The organism is Nesterenkonia salmonea, assembly GCF_005771525.1.
Taxonomy (GTDB): Bacteria; Actinomycetota; Actinomycetes; order Actinomycetales; family Micrococcaceae; genus Nesterenkonia; species Nesterenkonia salmonea.
Window position 1 is genome coordinate 63,859 of the sequence record NZ_VAVZ01000009.1, and the last position, 23,865, is coordinate 87,723.

Sequence of the window (23,865 nt, forward strand, 5' to 3'; positions counted from 1 at the left end):
CACTTCGGTGCCGAACCGGGTCTGACCCTCTCGATAGGGTGGCTATCATGGTGACTGGAGAGCTCAAGAGCAAGATCGACCGGATCTGGGATGCGTTCTGGACCGGTGGCATGTCGAATCCGTTGGAGATCATCGAGCAGATCACGTATCTGCTGTTTATTAGGCGGCTGGACGACCTGCAGACTGCGCAGGAGCAGAAGGCCCGGCGCACCGGCAACCCGGCCGAAAAGGCGTTCTTTCGCGAGGATCAGCATCATCTACGGTGGCAGGAACTCAAGAACAAGGATGCGCAGACCATGCACCGGTTGATTGCAGACGAAGTCTTCCCTCTGCTGCAGAACTTGGGGGCCGATGAGTCCACCTATTCGGATCACATGCGTAACGCGCGGTTCACCATCAACGCGGAAAAGGCAGGGATCCTCACCCGAGTCGTGGACCTGTTGAATTCACTCCCGATGGACCGCCGGGATACCAACGGGGACTTGTATGAGTACATGCTCTCGAAGATCTCCACCTCGGGAACCAACGGGCAGTTCCGCACCCCGCGGCACATCATCGAGTTGATGGTGGCAATGACAAACCCGAAGCCTGGTGATCGGATCGTCGACCCGGCCTGCGGTACTGGCGGGTTCCTGGTCTCCGCCTCGGAGTATGTACGCGAGACATACGAGCAGCAGCTGTACAAACCGGAGTGGAACCGCCAGTTCCATGAGGACATGTTCCATGGGTATGACTTCGATTCGACCATGCTGCGCATCGGCTCCATGAACATGATGCTCCACGGGGTGGAGCATCCAGACATCCGGTACCGCGATTCGCTCTCGGAGGGTGCGATCGGCGAGGCGGATGACTTCTCCCTGGTGCTGGCCAATCCTCCGTTTGCGGGGAGTCTGGACTATGAGTCCACGTCCCGTGATCTGCTGAACGTGGTGAAGACCAAGAAAACAGAGCTGCTGTTCCTGGCGCTTTTCCTTCGACTGCTCCAGCCTGGCGGACGGGCCGCGGTAATCGTGCCCGACGGCGTGCTGTTCGGCTCCTCGAAGGCGCACAAGGATCTACGCCGTCAGCTGGTGGACGGGCAGAAGCTGGATGCAGTGGTGAAGTTGCCCTCGGGTGTGTTCAAGCCCTACGCAGGGGTCTCTACGGCAGTGCTGTTCTTCACCAAGACCAACGCCGAGGACGGTGGCATCGGAGCCACCGATGAGGTGTGGTTCTACGAGGTCACTGCTGATGGGATGAGCCTGGACGACAAACGCACTCCCCTGCTGGACGTTGAGAAATCGGGGGCGCATCCGGAGAATCCGCTCAGCGCGGAGGAGCACGCCAAGAACAACCTTCCCGATGTGCTCAGCCGCTGGGCGCATCGGGAAGGCGCAGAGCGCGAACGCGCGAGAACCGAGCAGAGCTTCACCGTGCCACGTGAGGAGATCGTGGGGAACGACTACGACCTTTCGATCAACCGGTACAAAGAAATCGTCTTCGAGGAGGAGGATCATCAGGACCCTCTGGAAATCATCGAGGAGCTGGAGAAACTCGACGATGAGATCCGCACTGGCCTCGCCGAGCTGAAGGAAATGCTGAAGTGAGCGAGCTGCCCAAAGGCTGGACGAAGGTGGCGTTGGGGGAGGTTGCTTCCATTGATCGCCGAGGTGTGGACCCTCGAAATATCCTTGCTTCTACCCGTTACATTGGCCTCGAACACATTGAAGCTGGGGGCCGATTACTGCATGTTCCTACTGTCGGCGAGGCTGGAGTCAGAAGCTCAAAGGTGCTCTACACCCCCGACCACATTTTGGTCGGGAAACTGCGCCCCTACCTGGCCAAGATAACCGTCGCCCCCTTCTTCGGAGTCGCGAGCACAGACATATTGCCTTTGGCAACCGGAAACCATCTCGAGCAGCGCTACCTCTTGCACTACCTGCGGCAGCGCAAGGTTATTGAAAAACTCACCGCCAGGTCGGCGGGTGCTAATCTTCCGAGACTCAAGCCGAAGTCGCTCATGGATCTCCGGCTCCCACTCCCACCCCTCGACGAACAACGCCGCATCGCCGCCATCCTGGACCAAGCGCAACATTTCCTCAACTCGGTGCAGTCGGCCACGGCAGCTTCATTTTCCGTCCTCGAAGCAGCAGCAGAATCGCTGGCCGCCGATTGGTCTGGCCGTAGCGATGCTGCCCGACTAGGCGATTATGCCGATATTCGAACTGGCCCATTCGGGTCAGCATTGCACAAGACTGACTATGTTCCTGCCGGAATTCCGGTCGTCAACCCCAAGCACATTCGAGACGGGGAACTACGAATCGCCCAGATGGAGATGGTCTCGCCGGCGAAGGCACACGAGCTCAGTCCCTACAAGGTTCGGGCAGGAGACGTTGTCCTTGGACGACGAGGAGACATCGGTCGAGCTGCCGTTGTGAACGACTCCGACCTACCTGCGCTATGCGGTACAGGGTCCATGCTTCTTCGACCAAAATCGGGACCTGAAGTCGGCGCCTTCATGGCCGCGTACTTGCGCACCCAAGGCGCTCGGCGCATCCTCAAGAACTCTGCGTCGGGGATCACAATGTTGAACATCAACCAGAAGGCCGTACGCGATCTGCCGTTTCCTCGCCTGCTCGGCTCAACCGTAAACCAGATCCAGCGCATGACGGAAGCAACTCGAGCATCTCGACGCCGCTCCGAACAGCGTTGTCAGCGGGCGACCGATTTATTCGCCTCCCTCCAGTCACGCGCCTTCCGAGGGGAGCTCTGACTCATGGCCGTCCCCGCCTCCGACACCGAGCGCATCGCTGAGTGGTGCGACCAACGCGTTCCTGAGCACCTGAAGGACCGCATTCGCATCGAGTGCGACGTGACGAACCGGCATGTTGACATCCTCGAATGCCATCCGCCCTACAGCCCGCACCTCACCGAGTGGTCACGTCTTCCTATCGCCAGACTGCGCTACACCACACGCACCGGACTGTGGTCCATCTACTGGCGCGACCGCAACCTCAAGTTCCACGCCTATCCGTGGTTCCAGCCGACGGCAAATGTCCGAGAAGTGCTGGCGTTCCTAGAATCCACCAACGACCCCATCTTTTGGGGCTGACGCGAGAGGTGATGATGACCATCTCTGACGAATCCGCTCTCGATATCCCGAAATGGCACGAGTTCATGCACCCGGTCCTCCAAGTCCTCTCCGATGGAGAGACATACTCACGGCGTGCACTGCGGACAGCCACCACAGCGGCAACAGGAATAACCGAAGATCAGCTGAGCGTAATCCTAAAATCCGGCCAGTCGAAGGTAGACAACCGGATTGGGTGGGCAACGTCGGCGCTGACTCAAGCCGGAGCCGTGGAGCGCCCAGCCAGGGGCGCATACCAAATCACAGAGGTTGGACATCAAGCGCTTAAAGACCATCCGAAGAGCATCACACTGACAGACCTGCGAGAGTTCCCCTCATGGGTTGCCCATGCAGAGGCACGTGCCGCACGGCGCACAGAAGCAGGGATGCAGGTCGCCCAGGAGACTGGTGAGCCCGGCGACGACTCCACCCCCGAAGACCGAATATCTGGCGCCATCGATGAACTCCAACGCACCGCAGCAGACGAACTCCTCCAACGCCTCCAAGACGGCACACCCGACTTCTTCGAGGATGCCGTGGTCAAACTCCTGCTAGCGATGGACTACGGCGGCGCAGAACAGCGCGGCCTCAAGGTCGGTGGAATTGCCGATGGTGGCATCGACGGCTTCGTAGACCAAGACCCGCTCGGTCTCGAACGCGTTTACATCCAGGCAAAGCGGTACACCACCGGCAACAGCATCAGTCGAGAAACCCTCCAAGCCTTCATCGGTGCTCTCCACGGGCGCGGTGCCAACAAAGGCGTGTTCATCACCACGAGCCACTTCACCCGGCACGCACGCGAATACGCGGAAAACCTGCCCACCCGAATTGTGCTCATCGACGGCGAGCGGCTCACATCGCTGATGATCAAGTACAGGGTCGGCGTCCACGTCGAGCGGACATACGAGGTCGTCACGGTGGATGAGGACTTCTTCGAGTAACAGCTTCGCATGACGAGAAGCACAAGTACGAGAATCGCAGTGAAGGCTTCCGGGTTGTCATAGGTACAGTAGTAAAATGAGGAGAAGGGAGGACCAATGACCACGATCCCCATAGTCGATGTCACTGTTGAAGACTTACGTACGGAGAAGCGAGAGCTTGAAGCCCGTGCTCGCCTGACGTTCGAGGAGCTCTCTGAGCGAGACTTCGAGGACCTAACCCGTGATCAGGTGGACATCCTCTTCCGCCTCGAGAGCATCGTCGAGATGCTGCAGCTCGAGTCCTGAGTACTTACGTGTCTGACGATCCGCTGCTTCGGGAGCTCGAAACTTTCGCCGAAACTACAAACGCCGCAGTCTCGACTCTAGCGGGTCCTGGAAACCATGTGACCGTGAGGAAAGCTCCACGCTCCCTCTCTCTCAGCACACCAGAAAAGGGCGTACTCTTCCTCGCTCAAAGCCGACCAGTCATGCGCCTTTCTCTCAGCTTCGTCTGCCGATGGAGCGCCAATCAGAAGTACATGGCGATTCAGCGCTCCTCTATTCAAGTGCTCCCTATACTCCCTGTTGACGTGACGGAAACGGACGCTGACTACCTTCCTTCATCGAACGAACCTCTGGTGCGTTTCGACTACGACCGAGGATCCAACAGCGTTCCCGCATCTCATATCAACGTTCACTCCCATCACCCTGAGTTGGGGTGGATAATGGGCCGCGGCCACCCGAAATCCCGAAGCGTAAGGAAGGCTCCGCGCACAGAGGCCCTCCATTTCCCCACAGGTGGCCACCGCTTCAGGCCAAGCCTTGAAGACATCCTCGAAGCGCTCGTCGTTGATTTCGGACTGGACGTCGCCGCCCAGGGCAAAGAACTCCTGCGCCGCCAGCGGATCAAGTTCAGAAAGCGTCAGCTAGCGGCCGCCATCGGCGATGAAGTCGAAACCGCTGCTGAGGCCCTCCGAGAACTGGGGTACACCGTGACTCTCAAACCTGGCCGCGTCGCACCTTCACCCCGACAGGATCGGCTCGAGGCCCTGTAGGTCGCGCCTGCTAGTGGGTATGCACACAAACCGCTGACCTTCCACTCGCATCGCCTACCTATGCACGTGGATATGATCCGATACGGTGTGAGTGAGTGCCGACACACGTGAGGGGGACTGAGATGCCGGCCCATAGTAATTTCGCCTTCATTGAGGCGCAGTGGCCGCAGATCTACGCCTCGAGCCTGCGAGCAGAAGAGTACATGGGCAACGACCCCCGCAGCGCCTGCTTCTACGCTCGTCATGCCATCGAGCAGTTGGTACTTCATATCTACCAGGTCCGCGACCTGGGAGACCCCTACCGGGATGACCTCGCAGCTAGAGTCCACGATGCGCAGTTCCGCGAACTGAGCGGTCAAGGAATCATCCAGAAGCTCGACCTCATTCGTAAAGTCGGCAACACCGCGGTCCACGACAGTCGCGCGCCCCGCTCCGAAGTCGCACTCCACGTGGTGCGGGACCTGCACCACGTGCTGATCTGGGGCGCCCAGCATTTCTCCACCACCCCAGATACGGTGCCCGTTCACGCCGCATTCGACCCCAAGCTGGCCGCTCGCCGTCAACCGATGCGAGTGGAGGAACTGCGCAAGCTCGCTGCCAAGGTCCATCAGGAACAGGAAGACTACCGTCAGCAACTAGAGGACTCCGCGGCTAGGACTCGCGCCCTTGAGGACGAGTTAGAGCAGCTCCGCACCCAGGTCCGCCAGGCGCAACAGACTAAACAAGCCGCCGACACCCGCGACTACGATGAGGCCACCACCCGCCGCGACCTCATCGACCACGCCCTGGAAGAAGCGGGCTGGACCGTCACGGCGGCCGGCGAACTTACCGTCTCAGGAAATCACGCCGAGACCGAGGTGCTGCTGCGCGAAGCAACCTCCGAAGACACCCGATATGCCGACTACGTGCTCTGGGGCGACGATGGGCTCCCCCTCGCGGTGGTCGAGGCGAAGCGCACCAGCCGGAACCCCGAAGCTGGCCAGGAACAGGCCCGCATCTACGCAGACGCCCTGGAGGCCCAATTCGGGCAACGGCCCCTGATCTTCTTCACCAATGGCATCGCCACGCGAATATGGGACGACCGTGCAAGCGTTGGTATCGCTGCCTCCCAAGAAAGAAGCGGCTACGCGCCGCGGGAAATTCTTGCCTTCCTCCGCAAAGATGAACTTGGGTGGCGCATCCAGTCCCGCCGGCGGCGTCGCCCGCTGACCGAGACTCCGGTGAAATCCGACATTGTCGAGCGGCACTATCAGACCCGCGCCATCCGCAAGATCGGTGAGGCATTCACCGAAAGACGCCGAGCAGGCCTGCTGGTCATGGCCACCGGCACCGGCAAGACCCGCACCGTGATCGCTCTGGTGGACCAAATGTTGCGAGCCGGCTGGGTCAAACGCGTACTTTTCCTCGCGGACCGAAAGGCGCTAGTACGCCAGGCAGTCAACGCTTTCAAGGAACACCTCCCTCAGGAACCTCCAGTGAACCTGGTCGAAGAGAAAGACCAGGATGCCCGGATCTTCGCCTCTACCTACCCGACAATGCTCAACCGGATTCGCGACTACGCGGAAAAAGGCACAGGCCCATTCAGCCCTGGGTACTTCGATCTGGTCATCGTGGATGAGGCCCACAGGTCCGTGTACCAAAAGTACGGCAGCATATTTGCCTGGTTTGACTCACTGTTGCTGGGGCTCACGGCTACTCCGGTAGACCAGGTGGACAAGAACACCTACCAGCTGTTTCATCAGGAGCCAGGCGTCCCCACCGATGCGTATCCGCTCGACGAGGCGATTGCCGACGGCTACCTGGTTCCACCGCGGACCCTCACGCTCGGCACCCGTTTCTTGGATCGGGGGATCCACTACGCCGACCTCACCGAAGACGAGAAACTGGAGTGGGATGCCCTCGAATGGGACGAAGATGGGGAGATACCCGACACCGTCACCTCCGCCGAGATGAACCAGCGCCTGTTCAACGCAGACACCGTGGACAAGGTCCTCAACGAACTCATGGATAAGGGGATCAAGGTCGCCGGTGGTGACATGCTCGGCAAGACCATCATCTTCGCGAAGAGCCAGGCCCACGCCGATTTCATCTACCAACGCTTCAATACCCAGTATCCCATGTACGGAGGCGAGTTCGCCCGGGTCATCAGCCACCAAGTGGAACACGCCCAGCGGCTCATCGACTCCTTCAGCGTCCCAGAGTCAGCGCCACACATCGCCATCACCGTGGACATGCTCGACACCGGCATCGACGTCCCCGATGTGGTCAACCTCCTCTTCTTCAAACCCGTCTTCTCCAAGACCAAGTTCTGGCAGATGGTTGGCCGGGGTACCCGCAAGCGCCTCGATCTGTTCGGTCCCGGAGATCACAAGACCGAATTCCTCATCCTCGACTTCTGCGGCAACGTCGAGTTCTTCAACGCCGACCTGCCTGACCGCGAAGCAGCCCGACCGCAAACCCTCAGTGAAAGGCTCTTCCGGCACCGAGTGGAGCTGCTGACAACCCTCCACACGGGCACGTCAGGGTCTGGCCAAGGAGCTCCGACGGTCGTCACCGGTCCTGTGGACTTGGGATCCGCCACCGTAGAAGGTGTCGAATACCGGACGCAACACCTCTATGCCGATGTGGGCCATGCCGCTCGAAAACACGTGATGGGGCTGAACCCGCAGAACATTCAGGTCCGACCCCACCGCGAACTGGTAGAGACATACTCGCAGGCAGGGCCATGGGAACAGCTCTCCCCCGCTGCCGCGCAGGAACTCTCCGAGACCCTCGGACAGTTACCCACCAGCATCCAAAGGGACAAAGAAGAAGCCAAGACCTTTGACCTCACCATATTGCGCGCGCAACTCGGGCACATCACTGGCGACGCCACCGCTCTGGCCACCCAGCGCAACAGAATCCAAGACATTGCCGAGAATCTGCTCACCAAGGTCAACGTCCCCGCCGTCAAGGCCCAGGCGAGGCTGCTCGAGGAACTCGTCGAGGACCCCTGGTGGGAGGATGCGACAGCGCTGATGCTCGAAGATGTTCGGCGTCGGGTGCGCGACCTCGTGGTGTATGTGGACAAGCGCACCTGGAAGCCGGTGCAGACCAGCTTCAGCGATGAGCTCACCGAAGCCCAGGAAGTGGCACTCGCCCAGACTACTCCCGGCACAGACCTCCGCCGGTTCAGGATTAAGGCAGCCCGGTACCTCGAAGAGCACTTGGACAACCTCGCGCTGCAGAAGCTTCGCCATAACCGCCAACTCACCGGCCAGGACCTCAGCGCGCTTGAGGACATGCTCGTCGATGCCGGCATCGGCACCCGTGAAGACGTTCTTAGCGCAGCTCAAGAGGCCAACGGGCTGGGGCTCTTCATCCGTTCCCTGGTCGGCCTGGAGCGTGCAGCTGTGCAGGAAAGCTTCAACGATTTCATCGACGGGGCGAACTTCAGTGCAGACCAGCTGCACTTCATCGGGCAGATCATCGACTACCTCACCGCTAACGGTTCCATGAACGTCAGTGCGCTCTACGAATCCCCACTCAGCGACAACGGCACTCCAGACGCCATCATCGGTGACGACCGCGTCGACGTCGTCGTCGACATCGTCGATGAGATCCGCCGACGCGCGGAACCCACGTCGCACACATCGACCGACACCGAAGAGCGTCTTGCCACCTGAGACCGGCACCGGGCCAATCTGATCACTCTCTCCCAGCTATTGATTTGCGAGTGCAAACATGGCAAACTATTGACCATGCGACTCCGAACGCCATTCGCTGCGGTGGTTCTGAGCACGCTGGCGCTCGCCGGATGCGGAAATTCGAGCACATCAGATGGCGACAACCAGCCTTCGCCTGCCGCTGAGACGGAGACCAACGGCGCCTCCCCCGAGGCCGAAACCGACGGCAGCGGCGCAGAAGAACCGGACTCGCAGAACGGGTCGCAGACCGACAGCGGTGACGATTCCGATGAGCTGAATATCCCTCAGGAGTGGATCACCAGGACTGCTGATGCGTGGCCAGAGTCTCAAGGATTCGCCCAGCATGCTCCGGTGCAGGAACTCACCGATGAATGCCTGCTCTTCGATGAGGAACCGGACTTCTTCGATGAGCCGACGCAGTTTAGGTTCTCGGGGTTCGGTTCTTACGGCCGCCCCACGACGAACTACGGCAACGAACCCTCCACAGAGGACAGCTTCCGGTACCTGTGCAGCCTGGCGCGCGCGGATGACCAGCGTGCGGAGAATGAGCCGTCCTGGGCACCGAATGCCCAACTCATGGTCACCGACTCCGTTGAGCACGCCGAGCAGACCGTCACCGCCTTCTTAGATCAGCCGGACCTGCCTGAGCGGGTCAACGACATCCAGACAATCCAGGCCCATGGGACAGAGATTCACACAGTGGAGCGGGAGTTTCCTACCAACCCGGGCAACGGTGGCGAACTGGAAGCGGTGTTCTACGACGCGGACGCCGGGGCCATCGTGAAGCTGCGGCTTCACTCCATGGATGAGGATCTGCGGGCCGAGCATGGCGGTCAGGGAGTCGCGGAGGATCTGGCGCGCCTGCTTCTGGAAGGCCAGTGACCCGGTCCCACGCTTTAGGCGCTCAGCACCAGAGCGGCGGAATAGGCTGCGGCGAAGGCCAACCCCAGAGTCCCGGTCTGTTGGAGCACGGGAATGAGCGCCACACCCTGAGGCATGGTCTTGCGCCACGGCCACATGGTGATCAGCGGGGGTAGTGCCACCGGCCAAGCCAGCACCACCAACCAGAACCATGGGCTGTAGCCGGTGAAGCTCAGACCCAGCGGTATCGCCACAGAAATGGCGACCATCAGGCAATAGGCCAACCGGGCGCCGGTCTGCCCGAAACGGACCGCCAGCGTGTTCTTGCCCACCTCAGCATCGGTGGGAATGTCCCGAACATTGTTCGCCATCAGCAGAGCTGAGGCAATCAGTCCGTGTGAGACCCCACCGATGATGGCTGTCGCCGCAGGAAACTCCACGACAAAGCCATGGACGCGGCCCACCTCAGTGATGGCGAAAGCCGTGCCGAGCGTGGCAACCAGCCCGAAGAACACGAACACCATGACCTCGCCCAGTCCGCGGTATCCGTAGGGCCTCGACCCGCCGGTGTACCACCAGGCGGCGAGTATGCAGAGCACCCCGACGGCGAGGATCCACCATGCCTGGGTCAGCAGCACCATGCCCAACCCAGCCAGACCCGCGACACCGAAGCTGCCGAATGCCGCATACTTCACCTGCTTGGGGGCAGCCAATCCAGAAGCGGTCAGCCGCTGGGGGCCGACTCGCACATCGTCAGTGCCGCGCACCCCGTCGGAGTAGTCATTGGAGTAGTTGACCCCCACCTGCAGCGCGAGCGCCACGACCAGCGCCAACAGTGCCACCACAGGGATCAGCGCGTTGACGTTGGGCGGCAGACGGTCCACAGTGGCGAAGTCCAGGGGCCCCAGGTATTGGGGCCAAGCGGCTGCGGCACCGATCAGCACCGGGCAGATGGCCATCGGCAGCGTTCTAGGCCGGGCCCCGGTCACCCATTCACGTGCTGTGGCCATGGTCGGTACCTTTCGTCAGCGTCTCAATCAGCGACTGCCGGTCGGGCTTGCCGTTGGGCAGCAGGGGCAGCGCCCCGAGCAGTTCGTAGTGTTTGGGGACAGCGGCTGCGCCTAGACGGTCTCTGAGCAGCACCTCGAACTCATCGAACGTATTGCCTTCACGGGAGGCGGTCGAGAGCACCACTGCAGCGACCACCTTCTGCCCCCACTCGGCATCCTCGATGCCCGCAACGAACGCTTCCCTGACTGCAGGGTGGGACTCTATGGCGCAGCGGACTTCCTCGGCGGAGACTTTCACCCCGCCGGTGATGATCACTGAGTCGGCTCGGCCGGTGATGGTCAATCGCGGGACGATCTGAGCGGAGTGCCCGGCTCCAGTCACTGTGGCGATGCTCTCTACCTCGGCTGCGCGCTCAGTGGTGAGCTGCCCCAGGTCGTCGGTGCGGAAACGTCGGCCTCTGCCCTGGTGGTGGCCCTCGCCGATGCGGATTGGCGTGGCCTGCGGGGATCGCGCATCAGGAGCCCATTCGAATTTCTCCGCAGTGAGTTCAGGCGCCTCGTGGTACCCCAGGGCGACCATGGGTCCGGAGAGCAGCACCCGTCCGTGGGTGCCCATCTCCACGGTGACCCCGGGCAGCGGGTATCCGTCGTAAACGCAGCCTCCACAGGTCTCGGCCATACCGTAGGTGCGGATCACGTTGAGCCCCAGACTCCGTGCGCGGTCGAACAGGTCAGCACTTGTGGAAGCCCCGCCGAGCAGGATCGCATCGAACCGCCGCAGTGCTTCCAGCAGCCGTCGGGGCGGGTCCGTGAGCAGCCGCTGAAGCTGAGTGGGCACCAGGGAGACCAGACGCCGGTCTGCGGTGAGCTGCTCAGCGGCCTTGCCGAAACGCTCCGGGTCTGTGGTGTTCTCCAGCAGCGCCACCGGCTCGGTACCCGCCACCAGACTGCGGGAGAGCACGGCCAGACCTGCCACATAACTGGGGTGCAGAGCCAGAAGCCACTGGCCGTGCCCGCCCAGTACCTGGGCCGTCATCTGCGCGGAGGCATCCAACGCGTCCCAGGAGAGCAGTGTCTGCTTGGGTGTCCCGGTGGATCCGGAGGTGCGCACCACCACCGCGGCCCCGGTGCCGGCCGCTTCAGGGCGGTCTGTCCAACTCGGAGCGGCTCCGGTCTCGCCCGGTAGGAACTCCAGAGGCGCACCGTCTCCGAGCCGTGTGGACTCAAGAGCTTTCAGCGCGTTCGGCAACCAGTACTCACTCATGGGATAACGACGACGCCAGCTTCAGTAGTAGTAGGGGAAGTCGGACCAGTCCGGCTGTCGCTTCTGCAGGAACGCGTCGCGGCCCTCGACCGCTTCATCGGTCATGTATCCCATGCGGGTGGCCTCACCGGCGAAGACCTGCTGACCAGCCAGTCCGTCATCAGGGGCGTTGAACGCGAACTTCAGCATACGCACCGCCTGCGGGGACTGCGCGGCGATATCGGTGGCGTACTCCAGGGCGACCGTCTCCAGTTGCTCGTGGTCGACAGCCTCGTTGACTGCACCTGCCTCCACCATGTCTTGTGCGCTGTGCTCGCGGGCGAGGAAGAAAATCTCCCGAGCCTTCTTCTGCCCCACCTGCCTGGCCAGCAGGGCGGAGCCGTAGCCGGCGTCGAAGGATCCGACGGTGGCGTCGGTCTGCTTGAACTTACCGTGTTGACGTGAGGCGACAGTCAGGTCGCACACCACGTGGAGTGAGTGCCCGCCCCCAGCGGCCCACCCGTTGACCACTGCGATGACGACCTTCGGCATCGTGCGGATCAGCCGCTGAACCTCAAGGATGTGCAGCCGCCCTGCCTTGGCCGGATCGACAGTTTCCGACGTCTCTCCTTCGGCGTACCGGTATCCGTCCCGGCCGCGGATGCGCTGGTCCCCTCCTGAGCAGAACGAGTGTCCGCCGTCCTTGGGCGAGGGGCCGTTACCGGTGAGCAGGACCGCACCGACATCTGGTGTCATGCGTGCGTGGTCCAAAGCGCGGTACAGCTCGTCCACAGTGTGCGGGCGGAAGGCATTGCGCACCTCGGGACGGTCGAAGGCCACCCGTACGGCCGGCAGATCCCCCAGAACTGCGCCGTCCTGATCACGTTCCACCCGGCGGTGGTAGGTGATGTCCGTGAAGTCGAAGCCCTCGACCTCACGCCACTGGTGCGGGTCGAAGGTGTCGGAGACGGTTCCGGGCAGGGTCATGTCAGTCACTGGACTCCGCACCGCGGTCATCGTCCTTCTTCTCATGGTTCTTCTCAGCGGCCCGCTGCTCAGCTTGACGCTTTCTTCGACTCTCCTCCGCCTGACGGCGGGCCTCTTCTTCGCGGCGCTGGGCTTGGCGGCGTTGGAACTCCACTTTTCGCAGGAATTCTGGGTCGTCATCGGGGGCCACCGGGCCTCTGCGCTGACCGCCTCCACCGCCATTGCTACCGCGGGCCTTGCCGAAGCCCAACCAGAGCCCGGCGCCGAGCAGCGGAAGCAGAATGATGATGGGTAGCCAGGCAATCTTCGGCAGCACACGTACTTTGTGCTTGGGCGTCTGAATGCAGTCGACCGTACTGTAGATCAGCAGACCGAGGGCGACGACGCCGAGAGCCATAAAAACCCGAACCATGCCATCTAGGGTAGTAGACGCAGGGTTCTGACGTGTCCGTTTCCGCTCCGCGCGGACCGGGGAATGGCCTGTGGGGGCATCATTCGGGGCGCTCCTGCCGATTCTCCTCCGGGGTGACCGGTTCCTCGGACGCTTCGTGGAAATTTTCGGCCAGTTCGTCCTCCGCCGCGTTGTCCTCCTGCTCAGCGGTGGAACGACGCCGCCGCCCCAGCCATTTTGCCAGCTGCTCCCCCGCCGCCACTCGCCAGGAGTTGAAGAACAGGTAGCTGACCATCCACGAGACCGCCAACGCGATGATCACCGCGAAGATGATCGTGAACTGACCCAGGTTGATGTACAGGCAGCCGAAGAAGACGACGGCGAAGATGCCCAGCCTGAGGGCGGAGTATTTGAGCACGTCCATTCGGCGGTCCTCCTATTACTCCGGAAGCCCGGCGTAGGAGTGCAGACCGGGGAAATAGACGTTGACCACGGCGTAGTTAATGATGATGCACACGAAGCCGATTATGGACAGCCAGGCGGCGCGGTTACCGGTCCAGCCGCGGGTCGCCCGGGCGTGCAGGTAGCCTGCGTAGACCACCCAGATGACAAAGGTCCACACCTCTTTGGGGTCCCACCCCCAGTAACGTCCCCAGGACTGCTGGGCCCAGATTGCGCCTGTAATCATTGGACCCAGTGTCCAGAACACGAAAGCGACCGCGTTGATCCGGTACGCCCAAGACTCCAGTGAGAACGCGTTGGGGACTAGTCGCATGAACTGCCACTGGGAGAGGATGCGGTCGGACCACCCAGTGGCGCCGCCGGCCATGACTTTCTCCCGGCGTGCCTGCACCAGCTGGAGCAGGTTCATGGCGAATGTCAGCACGAACAGCCCGATCGACAGCGAGGCTAAAGACACGTGGATTGCCAGCCATGGGCTCTGCAGCGCAGGCTGCACATGACCCACAGCGGTGGGGAAACCAATCGTGGCTGCCACCATCATCACGACCACCAAGCCGAGGACGAACACACCCAGGAATCGCAGGTCCCGGCGGAGCAGAGTGACAAGGTAGACCGTTGAGACCACTAGTGCGGCCCCGACGAGAAACTCATACATGTTGCCCAGCGGCCAACGCGACGCAGCGGCCCCACGTGTGACCACCGCAAACGCATGCGCCGCGGTCGCCATGATGGTCAGGGCCACCGCCACATTTGCCACCGGGCGCCGGTCGCCGACGTATCCCATATCATCATCGACGAGCTCGGCCTCATGGGCTGCGCCCGGGGTTCCAAGGGCGGGCGGGATTGCATGAGAGGTACCGGCGGAGGACCCGATATCGGTGCCAGCCAGAGCCGCCTGTTCGGCCTCGGCCTCCGCCTTGAGTTCGGCCTCCACTCGGCGGATTGTGGAGGAGCTGCGTGCAGCATCAACGGTGAAGAGGATGAACGCCAACGTATAGATCAGTGCGGCGATCAGTGTGAACAGCTCGGAGTACTCAGCCAGCTCTGTGTTGATTGCGGGTAGCTGAGCAGTCAGCAAAGGGCTCATGAGTGGGTATTCTCCTCAGGTGGACGGACTGGCCAGGTCTCTTCAAACTGGGCGCGCAGCGCAATATTTTCGTGCCGCAGACCAAAGTCCTCGCCACGGGACAGCAACCCGTACTGCACCAGTGTACGGCCGGCGTCGTTGCTCTCCGCTGTGACCCAGATCCGACGGCGACGCAGGTAGAGACTTGCGATCAGTCCTCCCGTTGCTGTCAGCGCGAAGACCAGCACAGCCGTCTCCCCGGGGTCGTAGGTGATATCGATGGCGATGTAGTCCTGGACCTCTTCAAACTCCACCGACCCCATGTCCCCGGGCAGCTGATGGGTCTCCCCGGGCGACAATGTGATGCCCCCTGCAGCCACTTCCCGAGAGTTCAGAACCTCTAAATCGTCAGTGTCAAGCACATACACGTTCTGCGGTACCCCGTCGTCGAGTCCGAGATCTCCGGCATAGGCGTTCAGATGCAGTTCGGGGTTTTGCAGCTCCGGGTCCACCGAAATCCCCAAACCGTCTCCGGCATCCACCGCTGTGGGCAGCAGCAGCCCGACGAAGCCGAGCTGCTCCGGTGCGGCGTCGGGAGCCTTGATCACAGTCATGGAGGTGTACGTTGCATCATCGGGGCGGGTGATGACGGGTCCCGAGAACGCCACCTCGCCCTCACCGTCGCGAACGGTGACCACCGGGGCGTACCCATTGCCCACGAGGAAGATGTTCGCCCCGCCCAGGGTCAGCGGATGGTTCACCCGCAGGGTGGTCTGCTCCGGCTCGGCATCCGTGCCGTCCTGGACTGTGACATTGGCGTTGAAGTCCAAAGCATTGCCCCAGTGCGGCCCCGGTTCACCATCCACCAATTCGCGGTCGAAGGCCCGGTCAAAGCTGTCCAGCTGCACGGTGAAGGGATCCAGCTGATCCTCACTGAACCAGGTACCGGGGTAGAAATTGTCATAGGCGACCAACGCATTGACGAATCCCTCGTCTTCCACAATCACCTTCTGCCCGCGGTAGCTGAACATGGTGCCCAGCGCCACGAACAACAGCACACCCACCAGCGAGACGTGGAAGATGATATTCCCAACCTCCCGCAGGTATCCCTTTTCCGCGCCGACCGACCCAGTGCCGTCTTCGTTGCGCCGGACATCCACCCGGTACCGGCGTTTCTTGAGGGCCTTGGCGGCGTCGTCCAGCGCCTGCTCCGGGCTGGGCCCCTCGCTACCCAATTCCAGGGCACCGTATTCGGGCAGCCGCTCCAGTCGTCGAGGAGTGCGTGGCGGTGGGCTGGTCATCTGCTGGTAGTGCTTGCGCGCCCGCGGGATGATGCAGCCGATGAGGGAGATGAACAGCAGGATGTAGATCGCGGAGAACCACACCGAGGAGTAGACGTCGAACAGTTGGAAGAAGTCCAGAATCGGGCCCAGGGTGGGGTTGTCTTCAATGTAGGTCTGGACCGCGAAAGCGTCCTGCACCCGCTGCGGGAAAATGGAGCCGGGCACGGCGGCGATCGCCAGCAGCAGCAGGAGCATCAGTGCGGTGCGCATGGAGGTCAGCTGGGTCCACGCCCAGCGGACCATCTCCGTGGGCCCCAGTGCGGGAGCGGTGACGTCCTTCTTGGAGATGCCCTGCGCATTGTTCAGGGCGTCCTCGCGGGCATTGTCCCGGTGGGCGGAGGGCTGGAGCCCTGGGGCGTCGTCGTACTCAGTGCTCATCAGATGGGCATCACAATCTCTGCTTGGAACCAGTCCTGCAGCGCCCACACCCAGGTGTTCCAGATGCCGGTGGCCATCAGAACACCAATGAGGACCAGCAGTCCTCCACCGGCGCGCATCACCGTGCGCTTATGCCGTGTGAAGAAGCTCAAAGTCCGCATACCGCGCTGCACACCTAAACTGATGAGGATGAACGGGATGCCGAGACCGAGGCAGTAGATGAAGACCAGAACCGCGCCCCGGGTGTGTTCTGCCCCGCCGGGATCACCCACAACCAACGCCAGCACTGCCGCCAGAGTGGGGCCCATGCAGGGAGCCCAACCGATGCCGAAGGTCGCACCCATCAGGGGCGCACCCAACAGCCCATCCGGGGGGCGCGTGTGAATCTTTCGTTCGCTTTGAAAGATATTCAGTGCTCCCATGAAGATCAGCCCCATGAGGATGACGACGCCGCCGAGGACCTGGGTCAGCCAGGCGCCGTCGAACCTCAGCCAGACGGTGGCTTGGACGAACACCGCGCCAATGAGCAGAAAGACAACGCTGAATCCCAGCACAAACAGTGATGCGCCCAGGAACATGCGGGACCGGGCGCGTTCTTTAAGCTCTACACCTGAGAGCCCGGTCACGTAACCCAAATACCCGGGGACCAACGGCAACACACATGGCGAGAAGAAGGAGACCAACCCAGCCAGCAAAGCAACAGGCGCGGCAATGGCCAGGGAACCGTCGAAGACGATCTCCGCGAAGGGGTTGGACAGCGCCACCGGTGCGGAGAACAGGGTCAAACTCATGTGCTGGGCAGGGTTCCGGCGGCGGCGTCGCCCCCAGCAGCGTCTGACTGAGCGTGGTCTTCCTCCAGGACTGTGTTGATCAGCGCACGCAGGGTTCCCGGTTCTATCATTCCGCTGATTCGAGCCGAGATCTTGCCCTCCCGGTCCAACACTAGGGTAGTGGGAACCGCTGAGGGGTGCACGTAGTCAGTCATGGACATCAGCACTGACCCAGAGCGGTCCTCCATGGAGGGATACGTCTTTCCGAAGGTCCGTTCGAAGGCCTCTGCGGTGGTCTGAGTGTCGCGAGTATTGACGCCATAGAACTGGACCCCGTCGGGTTCGAACTCCTCGTAGATCTCCTGGAGCTCCGGGGCCTCTTTGCGGCAGGGAGCGCATGCGGCGTACCAGAAGTTCATGACGGTCACCTGGCCCTGGAAGGACTCAGCGGTGACGGACTCGCCATCGAACGTTTCAGATTCGAACGCTACAGCCTCGTCCCGGTTCTCCGGTGCGAACTCCTGGACCGACCCGTCGCCAGCGACGTAGTTGGACCCGTCATTGGAGGCACGCTGGGCCAGGTCGTCGTTTTCTTCGCCACCGCAGGCGGTCAGTGCGAAACTGGCGGTCAGCACCGCTGCGGCCAGGGACCGTAGGCGACGCGAAGGCGAGTGTGTGGGGAGCATCAGTAATGAATTCTACAGCTGGTAGAAGTTGACCGCCAATCACACGGTTGGGCCTCGACACCAACTTACACACCTTAGTTGCTATTTGTTCTCATTACTAACTAGGAGTAGCCTGTATTTCGATCGAGCTACTTCCATGAAAGGTTGGCCGTGTCCTACCCCCATCAGGTTTCGTTAATCCTCGCCCTCTCCGCTCGCGGTGGTCGGTCCCGGTGGTCAGGTCGTCTACTGCCGATTGGGACGCTCTGCGTTGTTGGTGTGTTTGGGCTGGCGTCCTGCGCTAATCCAGACTCATCACCGCAAGAAGCCTCAGAGGCAGAGCCGGTCACTGCCAACCTCTCCGTAGTCGCCTCTATTGACGTCTACGCCGATCTGGCCAGCAGTGTCACTGGAGACACCGCAGAAGTCACTGCGATCGTTGATAACCCGGCCATAGACCCACACTCATACGAAGCCACTCCTCAGGATCGAATGGCGGTGGAACAAGCCGATGTACTCATCTCTAACGGCGGAGGTTACGACCCCTTTCTGAGCAGCTTGGCAGAATCAGCTAAAAAGGAAGACACACTTCTTTCGGTGCTCAACGGGGAGGACGGCCATGATCACACCCACGATCACGGTGACGAGGGGGGCCAAGATCACGCTGAAGAAGAAGGTCAGGACGACGAAGCACACGACCCCGACCACGACGACGAGAATGAGCACGTCTGGTACGACCTGGCCATGATGAGCGAGTTCGTCCACGAGTTGGCGGAGCGCCTCGGCCAGGAAAGCCCAGAGAACGCAGAGCTGTACGCGGAGAACGCCGCAAACCTGTCCGAAGACATCGAGGCGCTCGACGAGCGCAATCGTAGTCTCGATGCCGCGGGTGTCACGTACATGGCCACGGAAGCTGTCTCGGCATACCTCCTCGACGATGCTGGGTTCGACGACGAAACGGACCCAGACTTCCTGTCAGCTGTCGAGCATGGCGACGATGTATCTGTCAGGTTGTTCCAGCAAGCGCTGGAGACTGCCGAGCAGGTTGATCTGTTGGTCCACAACGAACAGACCGAGACCAACCAGTCACTGCAGATCCGCGAGGCGGCTGAAGACGCAGATGTGCCGGTCCTAATGTTCAGCGAAACCCTGCCCGATGAGCATGACGACTACCTCAGCTGGATGTCAGACAACATCGACCGACTCGAACAGCTGCTCAGCTCCGACTGAGACAGATGATGCGAGGGGCGCGGAGGGCTGATTGCTCGAGCTCCACAGTGTGCTTCTCCCCCGGCCCCAACATCTCGCTGTCGGATAGGGCAGCAGCCAGGGCATGTGGGCGTGACCGCCACGAGCAGGGCTCCCGTCGCCGCTTGTGATGGTGACCCCCGGCCCGACTGATCAGATCAGGAGTCATTGTGCCTCCTGCGCTGCGTCCAGGGCGCCTTGATCGACCATGACATTGTCATGACCCTCTGGCTCAGTAAAGAGGGCGTCTCTGCGGCGGTGAGCCCTGGTCAAGCGTCGGCTCCTTATGCCGCCTCCAAACGGACTCGTTCGGCGGCAGGGCGTCGAGGTTCGCTACCGGTGGCAATGATCACCCCGTCAAAGACCACCCTGGCCCCCGATCCGATCCCAACGGTGCGTGCCTGCACCTTGACCACTGGCTCCTATTGTCATCCAGCTCTGCTTCTCTGCTTGACCTGCATACCCAGTGAGGGTATACAGGACTATACACATACCCCCTATGGGTACGAATCGAGTGGAGGATTACGATGACGACAACACAGAATTATGCCGTAGCCGGAATGACCTGTGGCCACTGCGAGGTGGCCATCCGCTCTGAGGTCTCCGAGATCCCCGGGGTCATCGAGATTGATGTCAGTGCCCAGACCGGCCGTCTGGCCGTCACTGCTGAACAGGCGCTCGATGATGCCGCCGTCGTTGCTGCCGTTAATGAGGCCGGTTACCAGGCCAGCAGGAGCTGAAATGAACGCGCCTACACGGCTGGGCCTGTACGGGCTGATCCTGGTGGCGGTCTTCGCCGTGGCTGGGGTCACAGCCAACGCGGTCATCGACGAGGACACCGTGCAGAACTGGGTGGACGAGGAGCCAGAAGACCACCATAGAGCAGAAGAAGGAGACAATATGAACAGCGCTGGACACGACGATCACGAGGCTGGCATCTCCACTCTGGGCTTAGCATCCGCTGATGATGGCTACGAGCTTACTGAGGTGGCAGCACCTTCCGAGGCTGGCGCTGAAGACGAGTTGTCCCTGGTGGTGACTGGCCCGGACGGGTCCCCGGTGACCGACTTCGACCTCGACCACGAACAAGAGATGCACCTGATCGCCGTTCGCGCCGATGGCCAGCACTTCCGCCACGTTCACCCCGAACGTGACGATGCGGGGAGATGGTCGATCCCGTGGGAGTGGGATGAGGCCGGCACCTATAGGGTGTTCGCGGACTTTGTTCCCGCTGCAGCGGGTGAAGGCTTGACTCTGTCGACCTCGGTGCAGGTCGCAGGCGACTATGACCCGACCCCGGCCAGCGAGCCGGTCACCGAGACCACGGTCGATGGATTTGACGTGGCGGTCGAGGGTGACCTGGCGGCAGGTGAGGCCAGCGAGCTGAGGATGAACATTACCCGGGACGGTGAGCCGGTCACTGAGCTGGAGCCCTACCTGGGGGCCTTCGGGCACCTGGTCGCCCTGCGAGACGGCGATCTGGCCTACCTCCACGTCCACCCGCACGGTGCTGCGCCGGAGGCTGAGGAGACAGGTGGTCCGGAGATCGTGTTCGAGGCCACCGCACCTACCGAAGGCCGGTACCTGCTCTATTTGGACTTCCAGGTCGATGGCCAAGTGCATACCGCCTCCATGGTCCTTGACGCCGCCGACAGAGACCACGACGAGGACGGAAATGATCATGACCACTGAGAAAACAAGCACAGAGGTGAATCTCACTGGTATTGAGCTGCAGATCGGTGGCATGACGTGTGCCTCGTGCGCGAACCGGATCGAGAAGAAGCTCAACAAGCTCGATGGGGTGGAGGCGTCGGTCAACTACGCCACCGAGAAGGCCAGCGTCACCGGCCCAGATACTTTGGACCCACAGGCGCTGATCGCTGAGGTGGAGAAGACCGGCTACACCGCCACACTACCTACGTCGAAGAACACCACGGGCAGCTCCGCTGACGATGAGGGTGAGTCTCGTGAGGATGTTGAGATCAGGGTGCTTAAGCAGCGCCTGATTGGTGCTGCGATTCTAGCGGTGCCGGTCATCGCGATGGCGATGATCCCAGCGCTGCAGTTCGACTACTGGGGCTTCGCCTCCCTGGTCCTCGCCGCCCCCGTGGTGGTGTGGGCCGGCTGGCCGTTCCACAAGGCCGCCTGGGCGAACTTCAAGCACGGCGCGGCGACCATGGACACTCTCATCGCGGTGGGCACCAGTGCGGCGTTGATCTGGTCGATCATCGCCCTGTTCTTCGGCACCGCAGGCCAACCCGGTGTGGTCCACCCCTTCGAGCTGACCATCTCACGCACCGATGGGCTGGGGCACATCTACCTTGAGGTCGCGGCCGGAGTGATCACCTTCGTCCTGTTGGGTCGGTACTTCGAGAAGACCTCTAAACGTCAGGCCGGTGCTGCTCTGCGGGCGTTGCTAGAGCTCGGGGCGAAGGAAGTGTCCATCCTCCGCGATGGTAAGGAACAGCGAGTCCCGATCGAAGAGCTCAATGTCGGCGACGAGTTCGTGGTCCGGCCCGGGGAGAAGATCGCCACTGACGGGGTGATCACCTCTGGTAACTCCGCGGTCGATGCATCGATGCTCACCGGGGAATCGGTGCCGGTCGAGGTCGCAGTGGGTGACAACGTCGCAGGGGCCACGGTCAACGCCGGGGGCCGCCTGGTGATCAAAGCCACCCGGGTAGGTGCGGACACCCAGCTGTCACAGATGGCGAAGATGGTCGAGGACGCCCAGTCCGGTAAGGCCGAGATCCAGCGTCTGGTTGATCGCGTCTCCTCGGTGTTCGTGCCGATCGCGATCGCAGTGGCCGCCGCTGCTCTGGGTGGATGGCTCGGAGCTGGGTTCCCGGTCAGTGCCGCCTTCACCGCCACCGTCGCGGTGCTGATCATCGCTTGCCCCTGCGCTATGGGCCTGGCAGCGCCGACCGCGCTGCTGGTCGGCACCGGCCGCGGGGCCCAGATGGGTGTGCTCATCAAGGGACCAGAGGTCCTGGAATCGACCCGCAAGGTCGACACCATCGTGCTGGACAAGACCGGCACCGTGACCACCGGGAAGATGACATTGACCGATACGATCACCGCCGAGGGTGTGGAGCGGGCCGAGCTGCTGCGCATCGCTGGCGGGCTAGAGGACTACTCCGAGCACCCCATCGCCCAGGCCATCGCCACCGGAGCAACAGCTGAGGTCGGTGAGCTTCCCGCTCCGGAGTCCTTCGAGAACATCGAGGGCAAGGGCGTCCAAGGTGTGGTCGAGGGCCACGCCGTCGTCGCCGGACGTGAGACGCTGCTGGCCGACTGGTCCATGCACCTCGACGACGAACTCAAATCCGCCAAGCAGGCTGCAGAAGCCCAGGGCAAGACCGCGATCACCGTCGGCTGGGACGGCCAGGCACGCGGGGTGCTGGTGGTCTCCGATCAGATCAAACCCACCAGTGCAGAGGCCATCGGCCAGTTCAAAGACCTGGGCCTGACCCCAGTGCTGCTGACCGGAGACAACCAGACCGTGGCCGAGCAGGTCGCCGCGGAAATCGGTATCGACCGGGTGATCGCCGAAGTGCTGCCCAAGGACAAGGTCGATGTTGTCGCCGGCCTCCAGGACGAGGGCAAGGTCGTGGCGATGGTCGGCGACGGTGTCAACGATGCCCCCGCACTGGCCCAGGCAGATCTGGGTCTGGCGATGGGCACCGGCACCGATGTGGCCATCGAGGCGGCAGACATCACCTTGGTCCGCGGAGACCTGCGGGCAGCAGCGGACGCGATCCGTTTGGCCCGAAGGACACTGCGCACGATCAAGCAGAACCTGTTCTGGGCCTTCGGCTACAACACCACCGCGATCCCGATCGCAGCTCTGGGACTGCTCAACCCGATGCTCGCCGGAGCGGCGATGGCGTTTTCCAGTGTCTCGGTGGTCACCAACAGCCTGCGGCTGCGCAGGTTCAAGGCCAAAGCTGACGACCAGGCCGCCCCCGCGGGCAGCGCTCCGGCACTGGAACGTGAACCGACACAGGTCTGAAAGAACCGAACTGTCATCAACCCAAAGAGATCAACCCAGAGAAAGGACACCATCCTCGATGAATGCACACGACCACCAAAACCACAGCCACGGTACTGCTGGCGGCTGCAGCGGCCATGCGCCTAAGACCGAAGACCTCGCCTCAGCCCAGGGTGACGACGTCACCGAGTGCCTGGTGATGGCCGGGACTCCGGTGATCAAGTCTCAGGCCGAAGCCGCCGGGCTCTATCGCGACTACCAGGGTCAGCGGTACTGGCTGTGCTGCGACGCCTGCGGCCCGCTGTTCGATGCCGAGCCCGAACGCTACGCCAACGCCGCTTAACGGGTCATCCCCCCGTTCGGTGTGGCCCGGGAGATGACCTCTTCTGGGGCGCACCGGCCCCTCGACCCAGCATCACCAGCACACCAGGAGAAAACAGCTATGAGTCAGCCCCCAGCAGGATCGCATCAAGCGACCAGCCACGATGCGCACGATGACAATGCTGGTCACCACGAGCACAGTGCTCGCCACGATCATCACGGTCACCACAGTGATCACGACGGGCATGGTCATAAAGGCCATGGACACAAAGGCGAGCACCACGCTGGTCACGAAGCACACGGCGGGCACGCCGGACATGATGGACACGCAGGGCATGGCCACGGCGACCATGGAGACC

24 protein-coding genes are annotated in these 23,865 nt (G+C 62.0%); 13 read left to right on the plus strand and 11 right to left on the minus strand.

What is annotated here, in order from left to right:
* Positions 1 to 47: 47 nt before the first annotated feature.
* From FEF26_RS04875 to FEF26_RS04910, 8 genes are all read left to right on the plus strand, one after another.
* On the plus strand, positions 48 to 1,586 hold the full coding sequence (locus tag FEF26_RS04875) for a type I restriction-modification system subunit M (protein ID WP_138252416.1): 1,539 nt from the start codon (positions 48 to 50) through the stop codon (positions 1,584 to 1,586).
* Complete coding sequence (locus tag FEF26_RS04880; RefSeq protein WP_138252417.1) at positions 1,583 to 2,752, plus strand: restriction endonuclease subunit S; 1,170 nt, start codon at positions 1,583 to 1,585, stop codon at positions 2,750 to 2,752. The genes FEF26_RS04875 and FEF26_RS04880 overlap by 4 nt, the downstream gene beginning before the upstream one ends.
* Before the next feature lie 3 nt (positions 2,753 to 2,755).
* Complete coding sequence (locus FEF26_RS04885; protein WP_138252418.1) at positions 2,756 to 3,091, plus strand: DUF3024 domain-containing protein; 336 nt, start codon at positions 2,756 to 2,758, stop codon at positions 3,089 to 3,091.
* Between the two features lie 11 nt (positions 3,092 to 3,102).
* A complete protein-coding gene (locus FEF26_RS04890; protein ID WP_243730418.1) occupies positions 3,103 to 4,050 on the plus strand; it encodes a restriction endonuclease in 948 nt (315 codons plus the stop codon).
* 96 nt (positions 4,051 to 4,146) lie between these two features.
* On the plus strand, positions 4,147 to 4,335 hold the full coding sequence (locus FEF26_RS04895; protein WP_138252419.1) for a hypothetical protein: 189 nt from the start codon (positions 4,147 to 4,149) through the stop codon (positions 4,333 to 4,335).
* Between the two features lie 284 nt (positions 4,336 to 4,619).
* A complete protein-coding gene (locus FEF26_RS04900; RefSeq protein ID WP_138252420.1) occupies positions 4,620 to 5,084 on the plus strand; it encodes a hypothetical protein in 465 nt (154 codons plus the stop codon).
* Positions 5,085 to 5,206: 122 nt separating this feature from the next.
* Complete coding sequence (locus FEF26_RS04905; protein ID WP_138252421.1) at positions 5,207 to 8,749, plus strand: DEAD/DEAH box helicase family protein; 3,543 nt, start codon at positions 5,207 to 5,209, stop codon at positions 8,747 to 8,749.
* Between the two features lie 75 nt (positions 8,750 to 8,824).
* A complete protein-coding gene (locus FEF26_RS04910; RefSeq protein WP_138252422.1) occupies positions 8,825 to 9,652 on the plus strand; it encodes a hypothetical protein in 828 nt (275 codons plus the stop codon).
* A gap of 14 nt (positions 9,653 to 9,666) precedes the next feature.
* On the opposite strand, the gene FEF26_RS04915 is transcribed toward FEF26_RS04910, so the two are convergent.
* From FEF26_RS04915 to FEF26_RS04955, 9 genes are all read right to left on the minus strand, one after another.
* The gene (locus tag FEF26_RS04915; protein ID WP_138252423.1) at positions 9,667 to 10,641 is read right to left on the minus strand and encodes a 1,4-dihydroxy-2-naphthoate polyprenyltransferase; all 975 of its coding nucleotides are present in this window, start codon (positions 10,639 to 10,641) and stop codon (positions 9,667 to 9,669) included.
* Complete coding sequence (locus FEF26_RS04920) at positions 10,625 to 11,905, minus strand: AMP-binding protein (protein ID WP_138252424.1); 1,281 nt, start codon at positions 11,903 to 11,905, stop codon at positions 10,625 to 10,627. Before FEF26_RS04920 ends, FEF26_RS04915 begins: the two co-directional genes overlap by 17 nt.
* Before the next feature lie 21 nt (positions 11,906 to 11,926).
* The gene (locus FEF26_RS04925; RefSeq protein ID WP_138252446.1) at positions 11,927 to 12,871 is read right to left on the minus strand and encodes a 1,4-dihydroxy-2-naphthoyl-CoA synthase; all 945 of its coding nucleotides are present in this window, start codon (positions 12,869 to 12,871) and stop codon (positions 11,927 to 11,929) included.
* A 1-nt stretch (position 12,872) separates the two neighbouring features.
* Complete coding sequence (locus FEF26_RS04930; protein ID WP_138252425.1) at positions 12,873 to 13,283, minus strand: PLDc N-terminal domain-containing protein; 411 nt, start codon at positions 13,281 to 13,283, stop codon at positions 12,873 to 12,875.
* Positions 13,284 to 13,362: 79 nt separating this feature from the next.
* Entirely contained in the window at positions 13,363 to 13,686 is a 324-nt protein-coding gene (locus tag FEF26_RS04935; RefSeq protein WP_138252426.1) for a DUF4229 domain-containing protein, read from the minus strand.
* A gap of 15 nt (positions 13,687 to 13,701) precedes the next feature.
* A complete protein-coding gene (gene ccsB, locus FEF26_RS04940; protein WP_138252427.1) occupies positions 13,702 to 14,811 on the minus strand; it encodes a c-type cytochrome biogenesis protein CcsB in 1,110 nt (369 codons plus the stop codon).
* Positions 14,808 to 16,511, minus strand: coding sequence for a cytochrome c biogenesis protein ResB (resB, locus tag FEF26_RS04945; RefSeq protein ID WP_138252428.1), 1,704 nt, complete (start codon positions 16,509 to 16,511; stop codon positions 14,808 to 14,810). Before resB ends, ccsB begins: the two co-directional genes overlap by 4 nt.
* On the minus strand, positions 16,511 to 17,269 hold the full coding sequence (locus FEF26_RS04950; RefSeq protein WP_138252447.1) for a cytochrome c biogenesis CcdA family protein: 759 nt from the start codon (positions 17,267 to 17,269) through the stop codon (positions 16,511 to 16,513). Before FEF26_RS04950 ends, resB begins: the two co-directional genes overlap by 1 nt.
* Before the next feature lie 29 nt (positions 17,270 to 17,298).
* Positions 17,299 to 17,967: a TlpA family protein disulfide reductase gene (locus FEF26_RS04955; protein WP_138252429.1), complete on the minus strand. Its 669-nt coding sequence runs from the start codon at positions 17,965 to 17,967 to the stop codon at positions 17,299 to 17,301.
* A 150-nt stretch (positions 17,968 to 18,117) separates the two neighbouring features.
* Here FEF26_RS04955 and FEF26_RS04960 point away from each other — a divergent pair, with 150 nt between their 5' ends.
* Entirely contained in the window at positions 18,118 to 19,176 is a 1,059-nt protein-coding gene (locus FEF26_RS04960; RefSeq protein ID WP_166432918.1) for a metal ABC transporter solute-binding protein, Zn/Mn family, read from the plus strand.
* Positions 19,177 to 19,478: 302 nt separating this feature from the next.
* On the opposite strand, the gene FEF26_RS16245 is transcribed toward FEF26_RS04960, so the two are convergent.
* Positions 19,479 to 19,610: a hypothetical protein gene (locus FEF26_RS16245; protein WP_279536475.1), complete on the minus strand. Its 132-nt coding sequence runs from the start codon at positions 19,608 to 19,610 to the stop codon at positions 19,479 to 19,481.
* Positions 19,611 to 19,721: 111 nt separating this feature from the next.
* Here FEF26_RS16245 and FEF26_RS04965 point away from each other — a divergent pair, with 111 nt between their 5' ends.
* Genes FEF26_RS04965 through FEF26_RS04980 form a run of 4 tightly spaced genes read left to right on the plus strand, consistent with a single transcriptional unit; the run spans position 19,722 to position 23,528 of the window.
* A complete protein-coding gene (locus FEF26_RS04965; RefSeq protein ID WP_138252431.1) occupies positions 19,722 to 19,934 on the plus strand; it encodes a heavy-metal-associated domain-containing protein in 213 nt (70 codons plus the stop codon).
* 1 nt (position 19,935) lies between these two features.
* Positions 19,936 to 20,886: a heavy-metal-associated domain-containing protein gene (locus tag FEF26_RS04970; RefSeq protein ID WP_138252432.1), complete on the plus strand. Its 951-nt coding sequence runs from the start codon at positions 19,936 to 19,938 to the stop codon at positions 20,884 to 20,886.
* Positions 20,876 to 23,206, plus strand: a complete 2,331-nt coding sequence (locus FEF26_RS04975; RefSeq protein ID WP_138252433.1) for a heavy metal translocating P-type ATPase — start codon at positions 20,876 to 20,878, stop codon at positions 23,204 to 23,206. Before FEF26_RS04970 ends, FEF26_RS04975 begins: the two co-directional genes overlap by 11 nt.
* A gap of 58 nt (positions 23,207 to 23,264) precedes the next feature.
* Entirely contained in the window at positions 23,265 to 23,528 is a 264-nt protein-coding gene (locus FEF26_RS04980; RefSeq protein WP_138252434.1) for a YHS domain-containing protein, read from the plus strand.
* A 72-nt stretch (positions 23,529 to 23,600) separates the two neighbouring features.
* Here FEF26_RS04980 and FEF26_RS15675 read toward each other — a convergent pair.
* Positions 23,601 to 23,865, minus strand: a 265-nt coding sequence (locus tag FEF26_RS15675; protein ID WP_208012844.1) for a hypothetical protein, incomplete at its 5' end; no start/stop codon positions are given.